Raw genomic sequence first — 15879 nt, forward strand, 5'->3', positions numbered from 1 at the left:
CAGGTGAAGTGAACAAAACTGACAACGGGTGTTTTCTCTTACATTCAACGATGGCAAGGTTGTGGATGTCAAGATAGACCCTGTGGTGAGTTCTTCCGGAGAGACCAGGACCAACCCCGCGAGCGGCGAAGGCCTGCGTGCGTACGGCGGCGAGGCCGGTGACAGTCGGGTGGCGCGTCGTCGCGCCACACTCATCGACGCGGCCCTCGAACTGCTGGGTGCCTCCGACGGGGGGTCGATCACCGTCCGCGGTGTGTGCCGCGAGGCGGGCCTGACCACGCGCTACTTCTACGAGAGCTTCGACTCGATCGAGGCTCTCGTCGGCGCGACCTTCGACGAGGTGACCGCGGAGCTCTCCAAGGATGCGCTCGCGGCGTTCGAGGCCGGGACGGATGTTCCGGGCAAGGTGACGGCGGCGATCGCGGCGATCGTGCGGGTCATCGACGAGGACCGACGCAAGGGACGATTGCTGTTCTCGCAATCGCTGCTGAGTCCGACGATCGCGACCAAGCGGATGGAATCGACCGCACTTTTCGCCGGTCTGACGTTGCAGACTGCGTCGGGGGTCATGGATGTCAAGGCCGGGCCGATGGCGCTCGCAGCCGCGCATTTCCAGGTCGGGGGCCTCGGGCGGCTGCTCGCCGCGTGGTTGGACGGGCTCCTGGAACTCGACCCCGACGGTGTCGTCGAGGCGAGTGTGGGCCTGATCATGTCCGTCGCCGAAGGAGTATCCCGGTTCGGGTCGTGACGCCCGCGCTGCGAGGGTGGGTCCTCAAACGGCTATGTTGTAAACCATGAGCAGCGGGGCCGGCGAGACGGAGGTGCGTACAGACTCTCTCGGTGAATGGCGTGATTACGGGGAATCGGAGCTGCCGGTGCCGCTGGCAGCGGCCTTGGCGGCATTCACCGAACACGGCTATCACGGGACGTCGGTCCGTGAGATCGCCGCTCGCGCCAACCTGTCGGTCCCGGGTCTGTATCACCACTACCCGTCCAAGCAGTCGCTGCTTCAGGGTCTGCTCGAGCGGACGATGACCGACCTGCTCCGGCGGTCGGAGATGGCCGTCGCCGAGGCCGGTGACAAGCCGGTGGACCAATTCGATGCCGTCGTGGAGTCGTTGCTGCGGTTCCACATGTACCGGCGTGAACAGGCCTTTGTCGGTTCGACCGAGATCCGCAGTCTCGACGACGACTATCGACCGACCTATATCGCCCACCGTGACCGCCAGCAACATATGGTCGACGAGATCGTCTTCGCGGGCGTCGAGGCAGGAGATTTCGCCACTCGCTACCCCAAGGACGCGAGCCGGGCGGTCACCACGATGTGTGTCGGCGTCTCGACCTGGTTCAAACTCGGCGGCGAGCTCGGCGCGGACGAGCTCATCCACCGCAATCTGCAGATCGCGCGCGACGCGGTCGGCTACCGCTCCTGACCCACGCGCCCACCCGCCCACCCCCGCGCTGGTGCGACAGTGCAACGGAGGGACGACGCGCCACGACTTGACCACGATGCTCGCAGCTGGCATTGTGACGGGCGCCGAACGATCGCTCGGTCGGTCGGCGAATCCCCGAGGAGCTGCGATGCCTGTTGACCTGAGTTACGCCCCCGATGTGGCCGACATCGTCGAGAAGACGTCGAGGTTCGTCCGCGATCAGATCCTGCCGATCGAATACCAATACGGCGGCGACATCACCACGGCCGGCGGTGACGACATCCGGCGCGAGATGAACGCCAAGGCCAAGGCCGAGGGCATCTTCGCGCCCCACGCTCCAGTCGAATTCGGGGGACTGGGCCTGAACATGTCCGATCGCACCCCGGTCTTCGCCGCGGCCGGCTACTCGACCTTCGGGCCGGTGGCGTTGCACATCGGCGCACCCGATGAGGGCAACGTGCACATGCTCGCACACATCGCGAGCGACGAGCAGAAGCATAGGTACCTCGCGCCGCTCGCGGCGGGCGACGTTCGATCGGCGTTCGCGATGACCGAACCGTCGCCTGGGGCCGGTGCCGACCCCGATGCTCTGCGCACCATGGCCGTCAAGGTCGACGGCGGTTGGAAGATCAACGGCGAGAAGCGATTCATCACCGGCGCCGACGGTGCGGGTTTCTTCATCATCATGGCGCGGACCGCCGGTTCGCCGGGTGACCGGGGCGGCGCGACGATGTTCCTCGCGCCGGCCGACACCCCGGGTATCTCCGTGGACCGCCACATCGTGACGACCGACCGCTCGATGATCGGCGGACACTGCGAGGTGAGCTTCACCGACGTCTTCGTCCCCGACGAGGACATCCTCGGCGAGGTCGACGAGGGATACCGGTATGCGCAGGTACGCCTCGGGCCGGCCCGCATGACCCACGTGATGCGTTGGTACGGTTCGGCGCAACGATGCCACGACGTCGCGGTCGACTATGTCTCGAAGCGGGAGGGCTTCGGCGGCAAGCTCGGCGACCTGGGCATGATCCAGCAGATGGTGGCCGACAACGAGATCGACCTGGCCGCGAGCATGGCCCTGCTGGTCAAGGCCTGCTACGAACTCGATCAGGGCAACCACGCATCCAACGAGACCTCGATCGCGAAGACCTTTGCCGCCGAGGCCTATACGAGGATTGCCGACCGCAGCATCCAGATGTGCGGCGGTTTGGGCGTCTCCGAGGATCTGCCGCTGTCCCGGCTACAGAATGAGCTGCGGCCGTTCCGGATCTACGACGGTCCGTCCGAGGTTCATCGCTGGGCGATCGCGCGGCGTGCCGTCGGACGGGCGAAGAAGGCTGCCGCGCGGGCGGAGTCGGCCCGATGACCGAGTTCGAGGCACTGCCGTCCGCGCCGCTGCGGCAATTTCTGGTCGATCGGGGTGTGCCCGTCGTCGGGGAACTGCGCGTCGAGTTGATCAGCGGCGGCAAGTCCAACCTCACCTTCAGCGTGTCCGATGACGCCTCTGTCTGGGTCGTGCGGCGGCCGCCGACGAGTGGGCTCACCCCGTCCGCGCACGACATGAACCGCGAGTGGGCGGTGACGAGTGCGCTGCAGTCGACCGACGTGCCGGTGGCGACGACGGTCGCCATCGACGCGGAGGGCGAGTTGCTCGGTGCGCCGTTCACGGTTGTCGAGTTCGTCGACGGTCGCGTCATCAGGACCCGCGACGACCTGGATTCGCTGTCCGACGGCGATGTGGCCCGCAATATCGACGGTCTCGTCGATACCCTCGCGCGGCTGCACGACGTCGACTACCAGGCTGTCGGGCTCGGTGAGTTCGGCCGCCCGGACGGCTTCGCGGCCCGTCAGGTGAAACTGTGGGCACGCCAATGGGGGCATGTGAAGACCCGTGAACTCGGCGACGTGGACCGGCTGGTCGCCGCACTGACGGAGCGGGTTCCCGCGACCACGGAGAACACGATCGTGCACGGCGACTACCGCGTCGACAACACCATCATCGCCGCCGATGATCCGGGAGTGATTCGGGCGGTGGTGGATTGGGAGATGTCGACATTGGGCGACCCGCTCACCGACGCCGCCCTGATGTGCGTCTACCGCCGGCCGGGATTCGATCGGGTCGTCGGCTTCGAGGCCGCCTGGACCAGCGACCGGTACCCGTCGGCCGACGAGATCGCCCAGCGCTATGCGGTCGCGACCGGAAGAGATCTGGGTGACTGGGACTTCTACCTCGCCCTGGCGAACCTGAAGCTCGGCGTGATCGCCGAGGGCATCACTCACCGCGCACTGGCCGGTGCAGCCTCCGACGGTGCGGAGCGGGCCGCCGAGGCGACCGCGGAATTCATCAGTGCCGGGTTGGCTCAACTCGGCTCGACCACGGGAGACAAACAGCATGTCGGATAACAGGGTTGCGCTCGTCACCGGCGCGTCGCGCGGTATCGGAGCGGCCATCGCGTCGCGTCTCGCCGCCGACGGCTGGGACCTCACGATCAGCTCGCGTGGTCAGGAGGCGCTGGAGCAGCGCGCCGACGAACTCCGCGATGTCGGCGCCGGTCGCGTCGAGGTGATCCCCGCCGACATGACCGACGCCGACGCCGTCGAGGGCTTGGCCGCCGCGCATGCGGAGGCCTTCGGGCGTTGCGATGCCCTCGTCATCAATGCCGGTATGGGGCAGAAGGGTGCGGTCGCGGATCTGCCGGTACGGCGTTTCGACCGGCTCTATCAGGTGAATGTCCGTGCACCGTACATCCTTCTGCAGTCGCTGATCCCGACACTGCGCTCGACGGCGCAGGCGCACGGGTCGTCGAAGGTCATCGCCGTCGCGTCCATCACCGGCGTATACCCCGAGCCGGAACTGTCCGCCTATGGCGCCACCAAGGCGGCGCTCATCTCGCTGTGTGAGACTTTCAACCTCGAGGAGTCGTTGAACGGGTTGAGCGCCACCACGATCGCGCCGGGCTACGTCGACACCGACATGTCCGGCTGGCTCAAGGATCAGATCCCGGCTGACGAAATGATCACCGTCGGCGATGTCGCGACGATGGCGCACGCGGTCACCCAGCTCTCCCGTTTCGCTGTGCTTCCCAACGTGATCCTCACGCGTCCGGGCACCAACCTGCACCGCGCCTGAGCCGCGAATCCGTTCCCGATCACCGAATCCGTTCCTGCTCACCGAATCCGATCTGATTGGGTGAGCAGGAACGGAATGTGTGAGCGGGAACGGAATGGGTGAGCGGGGACTGGCCCGCTGCGACCACATCTCACCTTGCGATGATGCCCAGCCGGACGAGCCAGGGTCGCAGCAGCTCGACCAAGCCGTGGCGTTCCAGCACCGCCCACGTCCAGCGAATCACCATGAGTCCCAGTGCTCGGAGTTCGTCCTCACGGACCTTCTCCCGCATCACCGCCTCCTCGATGCTCTCACCCGGCCTGCGCAGCCGGAGGTACTTCTTTTTGCCGTCGAACTCGCCGACCATCCGGTCGTCCGAGTCGTAGTCGGTCTGGTACTTCTTGCTCCCACACCGGTAGGTGTGCTGCAGGCGTGGCACGGGCAACCCAGCCTCGATCATCTGGGCCCGACTCCATGACTCGCCGACGCTCTCCGACAGCGGATCCGCTGCCGACAACGCGCTGAACGCACGCTGAATGCCGTTGCGGCGTCTGGTCTTCAGGAGCTGCTCCATCAGGCCCCGGTCGGCACCCGCACGCAGCGCGGTGTCGAAGACGGTGAGCGCCTGGGCGAAATCCCCTGCGGCGGCGATGTCGACCGCGGTGCGTTCGACGCTGGTCACCCGGATTCCGTCGACGACGATGATCTCATCGGGTGCCACCAGCCCGGCGTGGAGGTGACGATGTTTGCGGACCGACCCTCCCGCCGCACGTCCGGTGCTGACATGCACCCGACTGCGGTCAGGCTTGAGCAGCGCCAGACCATGGACGGCCGCGGCCGATTGATGGCTCAGGGGGAGTGCGCGTTCACCGAGGAGTTCCGATGTCGCGACGGCGATGGAGCGCAGCCGATATAGCTTGTCAGCGCCCTTGTGGCCCTCGAAAGTGCCGCTGTTCTCCACGCACACACCGGGTGTCAGTCGGAGCAGATCCTTCTTGCGGACTGCCGTGGCGATCTGTGCGTCGGAGATGCCGCGTGCGAGCGTCGCCTCACGTCTGATGAGTCCGTACCGATCGGTGGGATAGGTGGCCATGTCTTCTTGGACGCGACGACTCGGCGACCGGTTCCACTCGGACTTCGCGGCACGGCGGGGCGATTTCGGCTCCCTCCCGCTCACCTAATCCGTTCCCGCTCACCAAACCTGCTCCTGCTCACCGATTCCGATGCGATCGGGTGAGCGGGAGAGGAATTGGTGAGCGGGAGTCGGCGCGGTGAGCGGGAGTCGGGGCTCAGCGGTAGGTCGCGAGGCCGCCGTCACGGTCGGAGAGGTGCGCGTGCTCGTTGAACGAGACCACCGTGACACCACTGCGCCCGACGATGAGCTTCGAGACCGAGGCGTTGACCATCGTCCGGGAGAGCACCGGCCATCGTTCGGCCGGCAGACCCCACAGCTGACCGATCCACTGGGTGATCGAACCGGCCGACGAGACGACGACGACGGTTTGCCCCGAGCCGGCCAGCGCCCGGACCCGGTCGGCGGCGTCGGACACCCGACGGCCGAAGTGGTGATAGGTCTCGCCGGCGCCGTGCTCACCGCCACCGGAGATCCACTCCATCAGTCCCTCGTCGAGACGCCGCTGGTAGCTGCGACCATCCCGGTACTCGTCGGTCGTCGCGGTCCCGACGAGCGCAGGCAATTCGTACTCGTTCCAGCCGGGGTCGACGCGCGGCTCGGGCGCACCGTCGATCTCGCCGAGCACCGCGGCCAGCGTCTGCGTCTGGCGGGGCAGGTCACCGCTGACCGCGGCGGTGACGCGGTCGATGAGCCGGGCCAGCAGCATGCCGCTCAGGCGCGCCTGCATCACGCCGGCATCGGTGAGGCCACCAGGGCCGTTCGGGGCGGGCTCGGTGCTGTCGGAAATGCCGTAGGCATTCGGGTCCGCTTGGCCATGCCGCACCAGATAGATGACACCCATGCCGTTCACCCTATGGGCACCGCGGGCCCGACGATGAGTTCGGGTCCACCAGACGGTCAGTCCCGTCAGGGGTGACGAGGGAGGAGTGTGCTGCTTGTCGACGATGGTGTTCGTCAACCTGCCGGTGGCCGACGTGGAGAAGGCGCGACGCTTCTACGCGAGTCTCGGTTTTCGACCCGACGTGCTGTTCTGTGATCGTGGCACCCTCTGCTTCCAGATCAACCCGTCATGTCGGGTGGTGCTGCATCGCAGCGACCGGTTCGCCGGCTATGCGGCAGCCGGTCCCGATTGCGGCCGCGAGACGGTGCTGGCCGTCTCCGCCGATTCCCGGGCCGAGGTCGACCGGCTGGCCGACTCGGCGTTGGCGCACGAGGGGACGCGGCTGCGTGCGACCGAGGATCTCGGGTTCGTGTACTGCCGCAGTTTCTGCGACCCCGACGGTCACGCCTGGGAGATGGTCTGGATGGACGCGTCCCGGATCCCGGAAGACGACTGACTCTGCGGCCCGGGTCGGTGGGCGGCGCTGTCAGTGGTAGGCGCTGGGTGTGGTGCGCGGCGGCGCGTCGTAGGGGGTCGGCGGGAGTCCGAACCGGGCGAAGACGTCGTCGATGGTGTTGCTGAAGAACGCCACCACGTGGGCAACCCTGCCGGCGTCGTCGAAGTCGAGTACCTGCAGTTGGAAAGCGCGATGTATTCCGTCGGGCTCGCGCATGTAGAGACCGAACGCCGGTTGCCCATTGGCGACGGTGGGCAGCATGATCTGGTCTCCTTCCTTCTCCGCCGGGCAGTTGTGCCGGATGAGTGTGCCGATCGACTCGGCGCCCCGGTACCAACCGGTGAACGGCGGCATCTCCCAGATCGCCTTGTCGGTGAACAGTTCGACGATCGCGTCGACGTCGTAGCGTTCGAAGGCCGACACATAGCGAGCGAGCAACTCGCGTTTGGCCGCGTCGTCGAGCTCCTCCTGGGAGCCCTCCCGCGGCGCCGCGTGCTTCAGCTGCTCGCGGGCGCGCTGCAGAAGGCTGTTGACGGTGGCGGTGGTGACGCCGATGGTGTCGGCCACCTCGGCCGCCTTCCACTGCAACACGTCGCGCAGAATCAGCACGGCACGTTGGCGTTCGGGCAGGTGCTGGAGCGCGGCGATGAAGGCGAGCCGGATGGACTCCCGCGCGCCCACCACATAGGCCGGGTCGGCGTCGTCGCCGGGAGATACCTCGTCGACGGTGCCCGAGAACGGTTCCAGCCACGGCACCTCGTGATCCTGGAGCAGGTCGTCGGTCGGATCGAATGCGTCGCCCCCCAGTCCCGACGGCAGCGGCCGGCGTTGACGACTCTGCAGCGCGGTCAGACAGGTGTTGGTGGCGATCTTGTGCAGCCACGTCCGCACCGACGCGCGCCGGTCGAATTTGGCGTAGCCGCGCCAGGCGCGAAGATAGGTCTCCTGCATGAGGTCCTCGGCGTCGTGATGAGACCCCATCATCCGATAGCAGTGCGCGAGAATCTCACGCCGGAACGGGTCGGTGGCCTCGAGGAACGCGGCGTCAGAAGCCCTACCCGTGGTTGTGGTGGACATGTGTCCCAGGCTACGTCGTCCCACCGACAGCTTCACGTCCCAAACCGCTGGAGCGCGGGGATCGGGCGCGACACCGGCGCAGCCCTGTGACCCGTCTCGCTGCGGGTTGCCATCTCCTGGCGACCGTTGCTAGCTTGATCGACATGAGCGCCCAGCCCTACGTCCCAGAGGTCACCTATGTGACAACTGCTCTGGGCTGTCGGCTGCCGCTGGCTCGTGTCCTGTGTTGTCGTCGAATGCGCTGACCCCGCCATTCGCCCCGGGCCGCAACGGCCCAGACTTCCGCTCATCCGCACGATCGGCGCCGCATCTCGCGGCGAACGCGTCGGCCGATGTGGCGCTTCCGACGAGGACAACACCGATGACCGCAACACTCGATCTCCACACCACCACCGCGCCTCCGCGACCGCAGGCCCTGCGGCCGGCTGCCGCCCGCGGCCGCCGTCCCCTCGCCTATGGCCCCCCGCGCGTCGCGACGCCGACGATCCACGTCGCGACACCGGAGCTGCAACTGTCGTCCAAACCGGCCGCACTCGTCCTGCGGACCGCGCGGCTCGCCGGGCCGGTGTTCCGCGACGACGCGGCCGATCGCACCGGGCTGAGCACCTCGACCGTCAACCGCCAGGTCGGCGCCCTGTTGAAGGCCGGACTCATCCGGGAACGCGCCGACCTCACGCCCGCGGGCGCCATCGGACGTCCGCGACTGCCCTTCGAGCTCAACGTCACCGACTTCCTGACCGTCGGGATCCACATCGGCTACAAGGTCACGTCGATCACCACCCATGATCTCGGGCATCGTGTCGTCGGGGCCATCCAGATCCCGACCCCGGTCGCCGCGACACCCGAGGAAACACTCACGGCGATCGGTCAGAGCGCCCGTCGGTTCGCGGGGCGCTGGACCGGACGCCGCATCCTGTGGGCCGGGGTCGCGCTCGGCGGCCGGGTCGCCTCCGGAGGGTTTGTCGACCACCCGAAGCTGGGGTGGACGGGCGCGCCGGTGGGACGGATCATCGCCGAGACCGTGGGCGTCCCGGTGTCGGTGGCCTCGCACGTCGAGGCCATGGCAGCCGCCGAACTGGTCGCCAACCCGGACCAGAACAAGGCCAGCTTCCTCTATTTCTACGCGCGCGAGATGGTTGGCATCGCCTTCAGCGTGGACGGCACGGTGCATACGCCGAGCGCCGGCCCGCCGGTCATCGGGCACTTCCCGACCGGTGCGACGACCCTGCTCGACCCGGACCGCACCGGGCGCCTCGAACAGACGGTGAGCGACACCGGTGTCGTCGAGGCGGCACGCGCTCTGGGTCTCGCGGTGACCGACGCCGAAGGGCTGCATGAGCTGGCCCGCGGTGGTGACCCGACCGCCCGCGCGATCCTCGAAGAGCGCGCCGAGGTCCTGGGCCGGACGGTCGCGCTGATCGCCGACATCTTCAACCCCGATCACATCGTGCTCGGCGGTCAGGCCTTCACCGATTTCCCCGCCACCCTGCCCACCGTGGCGAAGGCGCTGGCCGCGACGTCGGTGGTCGCCGATCGTGACGTCCGCGTGTCACATTCGGGGACGACGGTGCAACAGCAGGCGGCCGGTGCGGTGTCACTCGATGCCATCTACGCCGATCCGCTGGAGGCGGTTACGTTCACCGCGTGACGTACTCAACCCGGGTGTCGGGTCAGTTCGAGGTGCGCTTGGTGTACGCACGCAGGGCGAACGGCGCGAACACCAGGGTCAGGACGACCGCCCAGATCAGCGTGGCGAGCACCGGGTACTGCAGCGGCAGGGGTGCATCGGCCGGAGCCGCGGGTCCATTGCCCCACAGCACGCGCAACGCCTGCACGAGTGCGGAGATGGGATTCCACTCGGCGATGGTGCGCAGCCACGTCGGCATGGGCGCGGTCGGCACGAATGCGTTGGACAGGAATGTGAGCGGGAACAGGGTGGTGAACATGAATCCGTTCACGGCCTCCACCGAACGCAGCCACGAACCGATGAGGATGCCGAACCAGATCATTCCGAACCCGAACATCAGCAACAGCGCGAACGCCAGAATCGCTTCGCCGAAGGTGCCGTTGATCCGCCAGCCGATCGCCAGACCGGTGATCGCCATGACGACGATGCCGATCGACGAATGCAGCAGGCTGGCGATGCTCCGTCCGATCAGTACCGACGACCGCCGGATCGGCAGCGATCGGAATCGGTCGATGATGCCCTTCTCCAGGTCGGCGGTGATGCCGGTGGAAACGATGAACGCGGTGAACACGATCGTCTGGCCCATGATGCCCGGAAGCAGGAACTCCTTGTAGGACACACCGCCGGTGTTGGTGATGGAGGCGCCGAACACGTAGGCAAACAGCAGCACGAACATGATCGGCTGAATGGTGACGTCGGACAGCATCTCCGGCATCCGCCGGGTGTGGATCATGTTGCGTTTGACCATGATCCAGGACTGCTGCCAGATGCTGGTCTGATGGATCTCGGGGCGCTGGGTCACCGGGTCGCCGGTGACGAGTGTGGTGGTCATGCGGATTTCTCCTCGTCGGTGGAGGCGTCGTCCTCGGCTTTGTGGCCGGTGAGGGACAGGAACACATCGTCCAGGCTGGGGCGGGCCAGACCGAGATCGTCGATGGCGATCCCGCTCTCGTCGAACCACGAGACGACGCGGGTCAGGTCGCCCAGCCCGTTGGCCGGGGAGGTGAGCCGGCGCGCTCCGTGGTCGACGAAGACCTCGCCGCCGGTTTTTCGCAGCAGCGCTTCCGCCTCGGGGATGTCACCGGCGTCGGACACCGTCAGCACCAGGCTCGCCGCTCCGGCCTGCTCCTTGAGCTGCAGCGGCGTGCCATGCGCGATGACCCGGCCCTTGTCGATGACCACGATCTTGTCGGCGAGTTGATCGGCCTCCTCGAGGTACTGCGTGGTCAGCAGCAGGGTGGTGCCCTCGGCGACCAGGGACCGCAACACATCCCACAGTTCCGACCGGCTGCGCGGGTCGAGACCCGTCGTCGGCTCGTCGAGGAACAGCACCGGCGGTGCCGCGAGCAGGCTGACCGCGAGGTCGAGTCGGCGGCGCATACCACCGGAGTACGACTTGACCTGCTTGTTCCCGGCGTCGGCCAGGGAGAACTGTTCGAGGAGTTGATCGGATCGCCGGGCGAGTTCTCGACGGCCGATACCGTAGAGACCCCCGATCATCCGGATGTTCTCCCGGCCGGTGAGGATCTCGTCGACGGTGGCCGCCTGCCCGGTCAACCCCATGCTGCGACGGACCATCTCGGGTTCGGTCGCGACGTCATAGCCCGCGATTCGGGCGGAACCGCTGGTCGGCGGGGACAGCGTGGTCATCATCCGGACGATGGTGGTCTTGCCGGCGCCGTTGGGGCCGAGGAGACCGAGGACCGAGCCCCGCGGGACCGTGAAGCTGACCGTGTCGACGGCGGTGAAGTCGCCGAAGCGCTTGACCAGGTCGACCGCCTCTATGGCGACCTCGCCTGTCGCGGGGCCGTCTATCCGGGCCGGGGTGAATGGTGAGCTCATGATTCTCCACGTTATCGATCGGTACCGACAGGGTGCGACTCGTTTTTCGGCTGACCTCGAGCCGCGGTCGGTGGGACAGACCGTGGGCGTCGGCGGAATTCATCGGTGCCGGAGACAGAGAGTACGAAAATCTCCGCAAATCCGGCATATATCTCCGATGATGCGGAACAAAGTGCGAAATACGTCCGCAGATGCGGATAGATTGTGCGGGTGGCCGAGATCAGGATCCGCGATGCCGCGACGCTACTCGGAGTCAGCGACGACACCGTGCGCCGATGGGTGACCTCGGGGGTCCTCGAGGCGACCAGCGGTGAGCGCGCCGTCACCACCGTCGACGGTGAGCAGCTCGCCGCGCTGGCCCGTGAGCGGGCCGGTCGGCCACCCGACGACGGTGCCGGGGTGCTGCGCTCGGCCCGGAACCGCTTCACCGGACTGGTCACCGAGGTGATCGCGGACCGGGTGATGGCCCAGGTGACGTTGCAGTGCGGTCCGTTCGAGGTCACCTCCCTCATGAGTGCCGAGGCGGTCCGCGAACTCGGGCTGCAGCCGGGTGTGGTGGCGACCGCAGTGGTCAAGGCGACCACGGTGATCGTGGAAAGGCGTGCACCGTGAACCTCGGGGCACCGAACCAGGAGATCCGATGACGATGAGTAGGGCCGTGCGCCGCGGGTTCGCCGCGGTGGGGGTGGTGCTGGCGGTCGCCTCGGCCGCGACCGGTTGCGCGAGCAACGACGACGCGGCCGGCAAGGCCGTGCTGAACGTGTATGCGGCGGCGTCGCTGACGGAGGCATTCACCGAGATCGCCGACGAGTACGAGAAGGTGCACGACGTCGACGTGAAGCTCAACTTCGCCGGCTCCTCGGCGCTCGTCAACCAGATCCAGCAGGGCGCCGACGCCGACGTGATCGCCACCGCGAACCAGGCGACCATGGCCCGACTCGGGGAACAGGCCGTGGACCCGAAGGTCTTCGCCACCAACACTCTGGTGATCGTGACCGCGCCGGGCAACCCGAAGAACATCGTGAACTTCGCCGGTCTGCGCAACCCCGACATCAAGACGGTGGTCTGTGCGGTCGAGGTGCCGTGCGGCGCGGCGACCGCACAGGTCGAGAAGAACACCGGCGTCGATCTCGACCCGGTCAGCGAGGAGACATCGGTGAGCGCGGTGTTGGCGAAGGTGACCTCCGGACAGGCCGACGCCGGCCTCGTCTACGTCACCGATGCCCGCGGTGCCGGCGACGCGGTGGCCACGGTCGGCGACGCCGCATTCGCCAGGGTGGTCAACAGCTACCCGATCGCGACCCTGAAGGGAACCACACACAGCGAGGACGCGCAGATGTTCGTCGGCATGGTGCTCGGAGAGACCGGCGCCGAGTACCTGGGTGCGGCGGGTTTCGCCCCGCCCGCGGGCTGATCGGCCCGACGATGCGTCGCGTTCCGCGTTGGGTCTATGTACCGGCACTGATCGGAGTCGCGTTCATCCTGCTCGGACCGATGGCGCTCGTCATCCGGATGCCATGGACGGACTTCGTCGCATCGGTGACATCTCCCGCATCGCTCGACGCGTTGCGCCTGGCCGTGGTCACGGCGCTGACGAGCACCGCTCTGTGTCTGGTCTTCGGCGTCCCGATGGCCGTGGTGTTCGCCCGATCCAACGGCGTCGTCGTGCGGATCGTCCGCGCCCTGGTGCTGTTGCCGCTCGTCCTTCCGCCCGTCGTCGGGGGCCTCGCCCTGCTCTACGCGCTCGGACGGCGCGGGATCGTCGGGCAGTACCTCGACGATCAGGGGATCACGATCGCGTTCACCACCACCGCGGTGGTGCTCGCGCAGACCTTCGTGGCCCTACCGTTCCTGGTGATCAGCGTCGAAGGGGCGTTGCGGTCCTCCGACGACGAGTACGAGCAGGTGGCCGCGACGCTCGGCGCCGGACCCACCCGGACCCTGTGGAAGGTGACGCTGCCGCTGGTGGTGCCGTCGTTGCTGGCGGGTACGGTTCTCGCATTTGCGCGTGCCCTCGGGGAATTCGGCGCGACGATCACCTTCGCGGGCAACCTCCCCGGTACTACGCAGACCGCTCCGTTGAAGATCTATCTCGACGCGATCAACAACCCGATTCAGGCGTTGCCGCTGGCACTGGTGTTGATGGTCGTGGCATTGGTGGTTGTCGTCGGGGTGCACATGCGCCCGGGTGCGACGGGAGCGCGATGAGCGGTCTGCACGCCTCGATCAGATGTGACACCCCGGCGGTGTCGGTCGACATCGACATCGACGACGGCGCGACGCTGGCCATCATGGGTCCCAACGGGGCGGGCAAGAGCACGGCGTTGTCTGTGTTGGCCGGCCTGCGCCGCAGCGCCTCGACGGTGACAGTGGGTGACGAGGTGGTGCAGGACGGGCGTCGTTTCCTTCCGGCGCACCGGAGGTCGGTCGTCCTGCTGGCCCAGCGGCCCAAGCTTTTTCCGCACCTCAGTGTGCGCCGCAACGTGGCGTTCGGGCCGTCGGCCTTGCGGCTGCAACGGGGCGAGGTCACCGAACGCACCGACCGGTGGCTCGACGCGGTGGGGGTGGCCGATCTCGCCGACCGGATGCCGGGTCAGTTGTCGGGTGGGCAGGCGCAGCGGGTTGCGCTCGCGCGGGCGTTGGCATGCGAACCGCGGGTCCTGCTGCTCGACGAACCGTTCGCGGCCCTCGATGTATCTGTGACACAGCAGATCCGCTCGCTGTTGCGCGACCTGCTCGGTCAACGGTCCGGGGTCACGGTTCTGGTCACCCACGACCTCATCGATGCGGTGAGTCTGGCCGACGACGTGGCGGTCATGGATGCCGGCCGGGTCGTCGATGCCGGTCGGACGCGGGAGGTGCTGACCACGCCGGGGCATCCGTTCACCGCGTCGCTGTCGGGGCTCAACCTCTTCGTCGGGCGCCACGTCGATCACGCCGTCGACGACGATGAGGGACACCGCGTCGTGGGTGGTGTGGTCGAGGATGTGCCGGAGGGCAGTCCGTGCGCGGCGGCGTTCTCGCCGCGCGCGGTCGCGGTGTATCTTGCACCGCCACACGGGAGCCCGCGCACGATGATGCGTGCACGGGTGACCGATGTAGTGCCACGGGGCGATCACGCTGTGGTGCGCACGCTGGTCGGGCGGCAGATCGTCGACGCCGAGGTCACATGGTCTGCGGTGCGCGATCTCGGTCTCGTCGTCGGGCAAGATGTCGTGCTGGTTCTCAAGGCGAGCGAGGTGCGGATCTACGGGGTGGCTTCGCCGGGCGCGCCTGTCTCCGCGATCGAGGTGGGCGACCCGTTGTGAGAACGGTTCGCCTGGAGCGTGCGTGCCTTGAGTCGTCGGTAGCCGCGGACGTTCAATGTCGGAATGGGTCGGATGCGGAATCGGTCGTCTCCGGCGAGGGCGATGCCCATCGCCTCGTCGATCAATGTTGTTCCGGGATAGGCAGATCCGGCCAGCCGTGCCGCGATGTTGACCGGTTCGCCGAAGACGTCGCCGAGTCTGTTGAGGACGTGGCCGCGCGTCATCCCGATCCGTAGGGTCGGGATGACGCCGCTGTCGGAGTGATCCTGAATGGCGATCGCGGTGGCGGCGGCCGACGCGGGGTCGTGGAAGCTGAACATCACCGCATCACCCAGCGTTTTCACCACACTGCCGCCGTTGGCCGCGACGATCTCGAACGTGTCCTCCTCGAAGGTCTCCAGGAGTGTCTCGAGTTCCTTGAGCTCGATTCGTCGGGACAAGCTCGTGTAGCCGACGATGTCGGCGAAACCCACCACCAGATCGAGATGTTCATCCGATTCCTGCTCGACGCCTCGTTCGAGGGCATAGGTCAGGTGCCGGCGCCAGATGAGATGCTGGATCCGGCCAACGGTGTCGGCCATCTCGTCGATGGACAGATCCACGGTCGGGTCGCGGTCGAACACGCGAAGCTGATCGGCCTGCCAGTCGGCGAGCCTCGACATCGCCTGACCGATGGCGCGTGCGGTCGCGATCTGCATGTCCACGGGCACTGCGGACTCGGGGCCGGCGAACAGACGTAACGCAGCGAGATCGGCTTCGGCGAAGATCTTCTCCGGAGTGGTTCGTCGAGCGAAACCGAAAGCGTTCCAGATCTTTTCCGCGAACTCCTGAGACAGCTCCAACTTCGCGATCAGTTCGTCGCGGGTGTAGCGAGGCTGGTCGTCGGGCGATTCGCCGTCCATGTCCGCCCTCTCGTGGTTCAGATCACAGCGTAGCAGTGCCGAGGGCGCG

General features: G+C 67.2%; 17 protein-coding genes. 11 read left to right on the forward strand and 6 right to left on the reverse strand.

Annotation, left to right across the window (positions count from 1 at the left end):
- Positions 1 to 85: 85 nt before the first annotated feature.
- The 5 genes from GORHZ_RS21995 (at position 86) to GORHZ_RS22015 (ending at position 4563) form a co-directional block, all read left to right on the forward strand.
- Positions 86 to 748, forward strand: a complete 663-nt coding sequence (locus tag GORHZ_RS21995) for a TetR/AcrR family transcriptional regulator (RefSeq protein WP_245551491.1) — start codon at positions 86 to 88, stop codon at positions 746 to 748.
- A gap of 46 nt (positions 749 to 794) precedes the next feature.
- Positions 795 to 1433 (forward strand): TetR/AcrR family transcriptional regulator, encoded by a 639-nt coding sequence (locus tag GORHZ_RS22000; RefSeq protein ID WP_006337046.1) that lies wholly within the window; start codon positions 795 to 797, stop codon positions 1431 to 1433.
- Positions 1434 to 1581: 148 nt separating this feature from the next.
- Positions 1582 to 2799: an acyl-CoA dehydrogenase family protein gene (locus tag GORHZ_RS22005; protein WP_006337047.1), complete on the forward strand. Its 1218-nt coding sequence runs from the start codon at positions 1582 to 1584 to the stop codon at positions 2797 to 2799.
- Positions 2796 to 3836: a phosphotransferase family protein gene (locus tag GORHZ_RS22010; RefSeq protein ID WP_006337049.1), complete on the forward strand. Its 1041-nt coding sequence runs from the start codon at positions 2796 to 2798 to the stop codon at positions 3834 to 3836. The genes GORHZ_RS22005 and GORHZ_RS22010 overlap by 4 nt, the downstream gene beginning before the upstream one ends.
- Positions 3826 to 4563, forward strand: coding sequence for an SDR family NAD(P)-dependent oxidoreductase (locus GORHZ_RS22015; RefSeq protein WP_006337051.1), 738 nt, complete (start codon positions 3826 to 3828; stop codon positions 4561 to 4563). Before GORHZ_RS22010 ends, GORHZ_RS22015 begins: the two co-directional genes overlap by 11 nt.
- A gap of 130 nt (positions 4564 to 4693) precedes the next feature.
- On the opposite strand, the gene GORHZ_RS22020 is transcribed toward GORHZ_RS22015, so the two are convergent.
- Both GORHZ_RS22020 and GORHZ_RS22025 read right to left on the reverse strand, forming a co-directional pair.
- Complete coding sequence (locus GORHZ_RS22020) at positions 4694 to 5635, reverse strand: type IV toxin-antitoxin system AbiEi family antitoxin (RefSeq protein ID WP_006337052.1); 942 nt, start codon at positions 5633 to 5635, stop codon at positions 4694 to 4696.
- Positions 5636 to 5831: 196 nt separating this feature from the next.
- On the reverse strand, positions 5832 to 6518 hold the full coding sequence (locus GORHZ_RS22025) for a histidine phosphatase family protein (RefSeq protein WP_006337053.1): 687 nt from the start codon (positions 6516 to 6518) through the stop codon (positions 5832 to 5834).
- Between the two features lie 94 nt (positions 6519 to 6612).
- Here GORHZ_RS22025 and GORHZ_RS22030 point away from each other — a divergent pair, with 94 nt between their 5' ends.
- Positions 6613 to 7014 (forward strand): VOC family protein, encoded by a 402-nt coding sequence (locus GORHZ_RS22030; RefSeq protein ID WP_006337054.1) that lies wholly within the window; start codon positions 6613 to 6615, stop codon positions 7012 to 7014.
- Between the two features lie 30 nt (positions 7015 to 7044).
- On the opposite strand, the gene GORHZ_RS22035 is transcribed toward GORHZ_RS22030, so the two are convergent.
- Positions 7045 to 8091 carry a sigma-70 family RNA polymerase sigma factor gene (locus GORHZ_RS22035; protein ID WP_040532966.1) on the reverse strand — a complete coding sequence of 349 codons (1047 nt, stop codon included), beginning with the start codon at positions 8089 to 8091 and terminating at the stop codon, positions 7045 to 7047.
- A 484-nt stretch (positions 8092 to 8575) separates the two neighbouring features.
- Here GORHZ_RS22035 and GORHZ_RS22040 point away from each other — a divergent pair, with 484 nt between their 5' ends.
- Entirely contained in the window at positions 8576 to 9739 is a 1164-nt protein-coding gene (locus GORHZ_RS22040; protein ID WP_040532987.1) for an ROK family transcriptional regulator, read from the forward strand.
- 22 nt (positions 9740 to 9761) lie between these two features.
- On the opposite strand, the gene GORHZ_RS22045 is transcribed toward GORHZ_RS22040, so the two are convergent.
- The gene (locus GORHZ_RS22045) at positions 9762 to 10610 is read right to left on the reverse strand and encodes an ABC transporter permease (protein ID WP_006337058.1); all 849 of its coding nucleotides are present in this window, start codon (positions 10608 to 10610) and stop codon (positions 9762 to 9764) included.
- Complete coding sequence (locus GORHZ_RS22050; RefSeq protein ID WP_006337061.1) at positions 10607 to 11620, reverse strand: ATP-binding cassette domain-containing protein; 1014 nt, start codon at positions 11618 to 11620, stop codon at positions 10607 to 10609. Before GORHZ_RS22050 ends, GORHZ_RS22045 begins: the two co-directional genes overlap by 4 nt.
- A 210-nt stretch (positions 11621 to 11830) precedes the next feature.
- Here GORHZ_RS22050 and GORHZ_RS22055 point away from each other — a divergent pair, with 210 nt between their 5' ends.
- The 4 genes from GORHZ_RS22055 to GORHZ_RS22070 are packed head-to-tail and all read left to right on the forward strand — an operon-like array spanning position 11831 to position 14928.
- A complete protein-coding gene (locus tag GORHZ_RS22055; RefSeq protein WP_040532969.1) occupies positions 11831 to 12232 on the forward strand; it encodes a TOBE domain-containing protein in 402 nt (133 codons plus the stop codon).
- Positions 12233 to 12260: 28 nt separating this feature from the next.
- A complete protein-coding gene (gene modA, locus GORHZ_RS22060; protein ID WP_006337080.1) occupies positions 12261 to 13034 on the forward strand; it encodes a molybdate ABC transporter substrate-binding protein in 774 nt (257 codons plus the stop codon).
- Between the two features lie 11 nt (positions 13035 to 13045).
- Positions 13046 to 13828, forward strand: a complete 783-nt coding sequence (locus GORHZ_RS22065; protein WP_006337081.1) for an ABC transporter permease — start codon at positions 13046 to 13048, stop codon at positions 13826 to 13828.
- Entirely contained in the window at positions 13825 to 14928 is a 1104-nt protein-coding gene (locus tag GORHZ_RS22070) for a sulfate/molybdate ABC transporter ATP-binding protein (RefSeq protein ID WP_006337082.1), read from the forward strand. The genes GORHZ_RS22065 and GORHZ_RS22070 overlap by 4 nt, the downstream gene beginning before the upstream one ends.
- Here GORHZ_RS22070 and GORHZ_RS22075 read toward each other — a convergent pair.
- Positions 14868 to 15830, reverse strand: a complete 963-nt coding sequence (locus GORHZ_RS22075; RefSeq protein WP_006337083.1) for an adenylate/guanylate cyclase domain-containing protein — start codon at positions 15828 to 15830, stop codon at positions 14868 to 14870. The genes GORHZ_RS22070 and GORHZ_RS22075 overlap by 61 nt on opposite strands.
- Positions 15831 to 15879: the final 49 nt, after the last annotated feature.

Origin of the sequence: Gordonia rhizosphera NBRC 16068 (genome assembly GCF_000298195.1) — a bacterium.
Lineage (GTDB): Bacteria > Actinomycetota > Actinomycetes > Mycobacteriales > Mycobacteriaceae > Gordonia > Gordonia rhizosphera.

What these genes read in the sequence shown, in the direction of transcription:
- GORHZ_RS22000 (WP_006337046.1), top strand. Translation starts at nt 795, where the DNA reads ATGAGCAGCGGGGCCGGCGAGACGGAGGTGCGTACAGACTCTCTCGGT.
- GORHZ_RS22005 (WP_006337047.1), top strand. Translation starts at nt 1,582, where the DNA reads ATGCCTGTTGACCTGAGTTACGCCCCCGATGTGGCCGACATCGTCGAG.
- GORHZ_RS22010 (WP_006337049.1), top strand. Translation starts at nt 2,796, where the DNA reads ATGACCGAGTTCGAGGCACTGCCGTCCGCGCCGCTGCGGCAATTTCTG.
- GORHZ_RS22015 (WP_006337051.1), top strand. Translation starts at nt 3,826, where the DNA reads ATGTCGGATAACAGGGTTGCGCTCGTCACCGGCGCGTCGCGCGGTATC.
- GORHZ_RS22020 (WP_006337052.1), bottom strand. Translation starts at nt 5,635, where the DNA reads ATGGCCACCTATCCCACCGATCGGTACGGACTCATCAGACGTGAGGCG.
- GORHZ_RS22025 (WP_006337053.1), bottom strand. Translation starts at nt 6,518, where the DNA reads ATGGGTGTCATCTATCTGGTGCGGCATGGCCAAGCGGACCCGAATGCC.
- GORHZ_RS22035 (WP_040532966.1), bottom strand. Translation starts at nt 8,091, where the DNA reads ATGTCCACCACAACCACGGGTAGGGCTTCTGACGCCGCGTTCCTCGAG.
- GORHZ_RS22045 (WP_006337058.1), bottom strand. Translation starts at nt 10,610, where the DNA reads ATGACCACCACACTCGTCACCGGCGACCCGGTGACCCAGCGCCCCGAG.
- GORHZ_RS22050 (WP_006337061.1), bottom strand. Translation starts at nt 11,620, where the DNA reads ATGAGCTCACCATTCACCCCGGCCCGGATAGACGGCCCCGCGACAGGC.
- modA (WP_006337080.1), top strand. Translation starts at nt 12,261, where the DNA reads ATGACGATGAGTAGGGCCGTGCGCCGCGGGTTCGCCGCGGTGGGGGTG.
- GORHZ_RS22065 (WP_006337081.1), top strand. Translation starts at nt 13,046, where the DNA reads ATGCGTCGCGTTCCGCGTTGGGTCTATGTACCGGCACTGATCGGAGTC.
- GORHZ_RS22070 (WP_006337082.1), top strand. Translation starts at nt 13,825, where the DNA reads ATGAGCGGTCTGCACGCCTCGATCAGATGTGACACCCCGGCGGTGTCG.
- GORHZ_RS22075 (WP_006337083.1), bottom strand. Translation starts at nt 15,830, where the DNA reads ATGGACGGCGAATCGCCCGACGACCAGCCTCGCTACACCCGCGACGAA.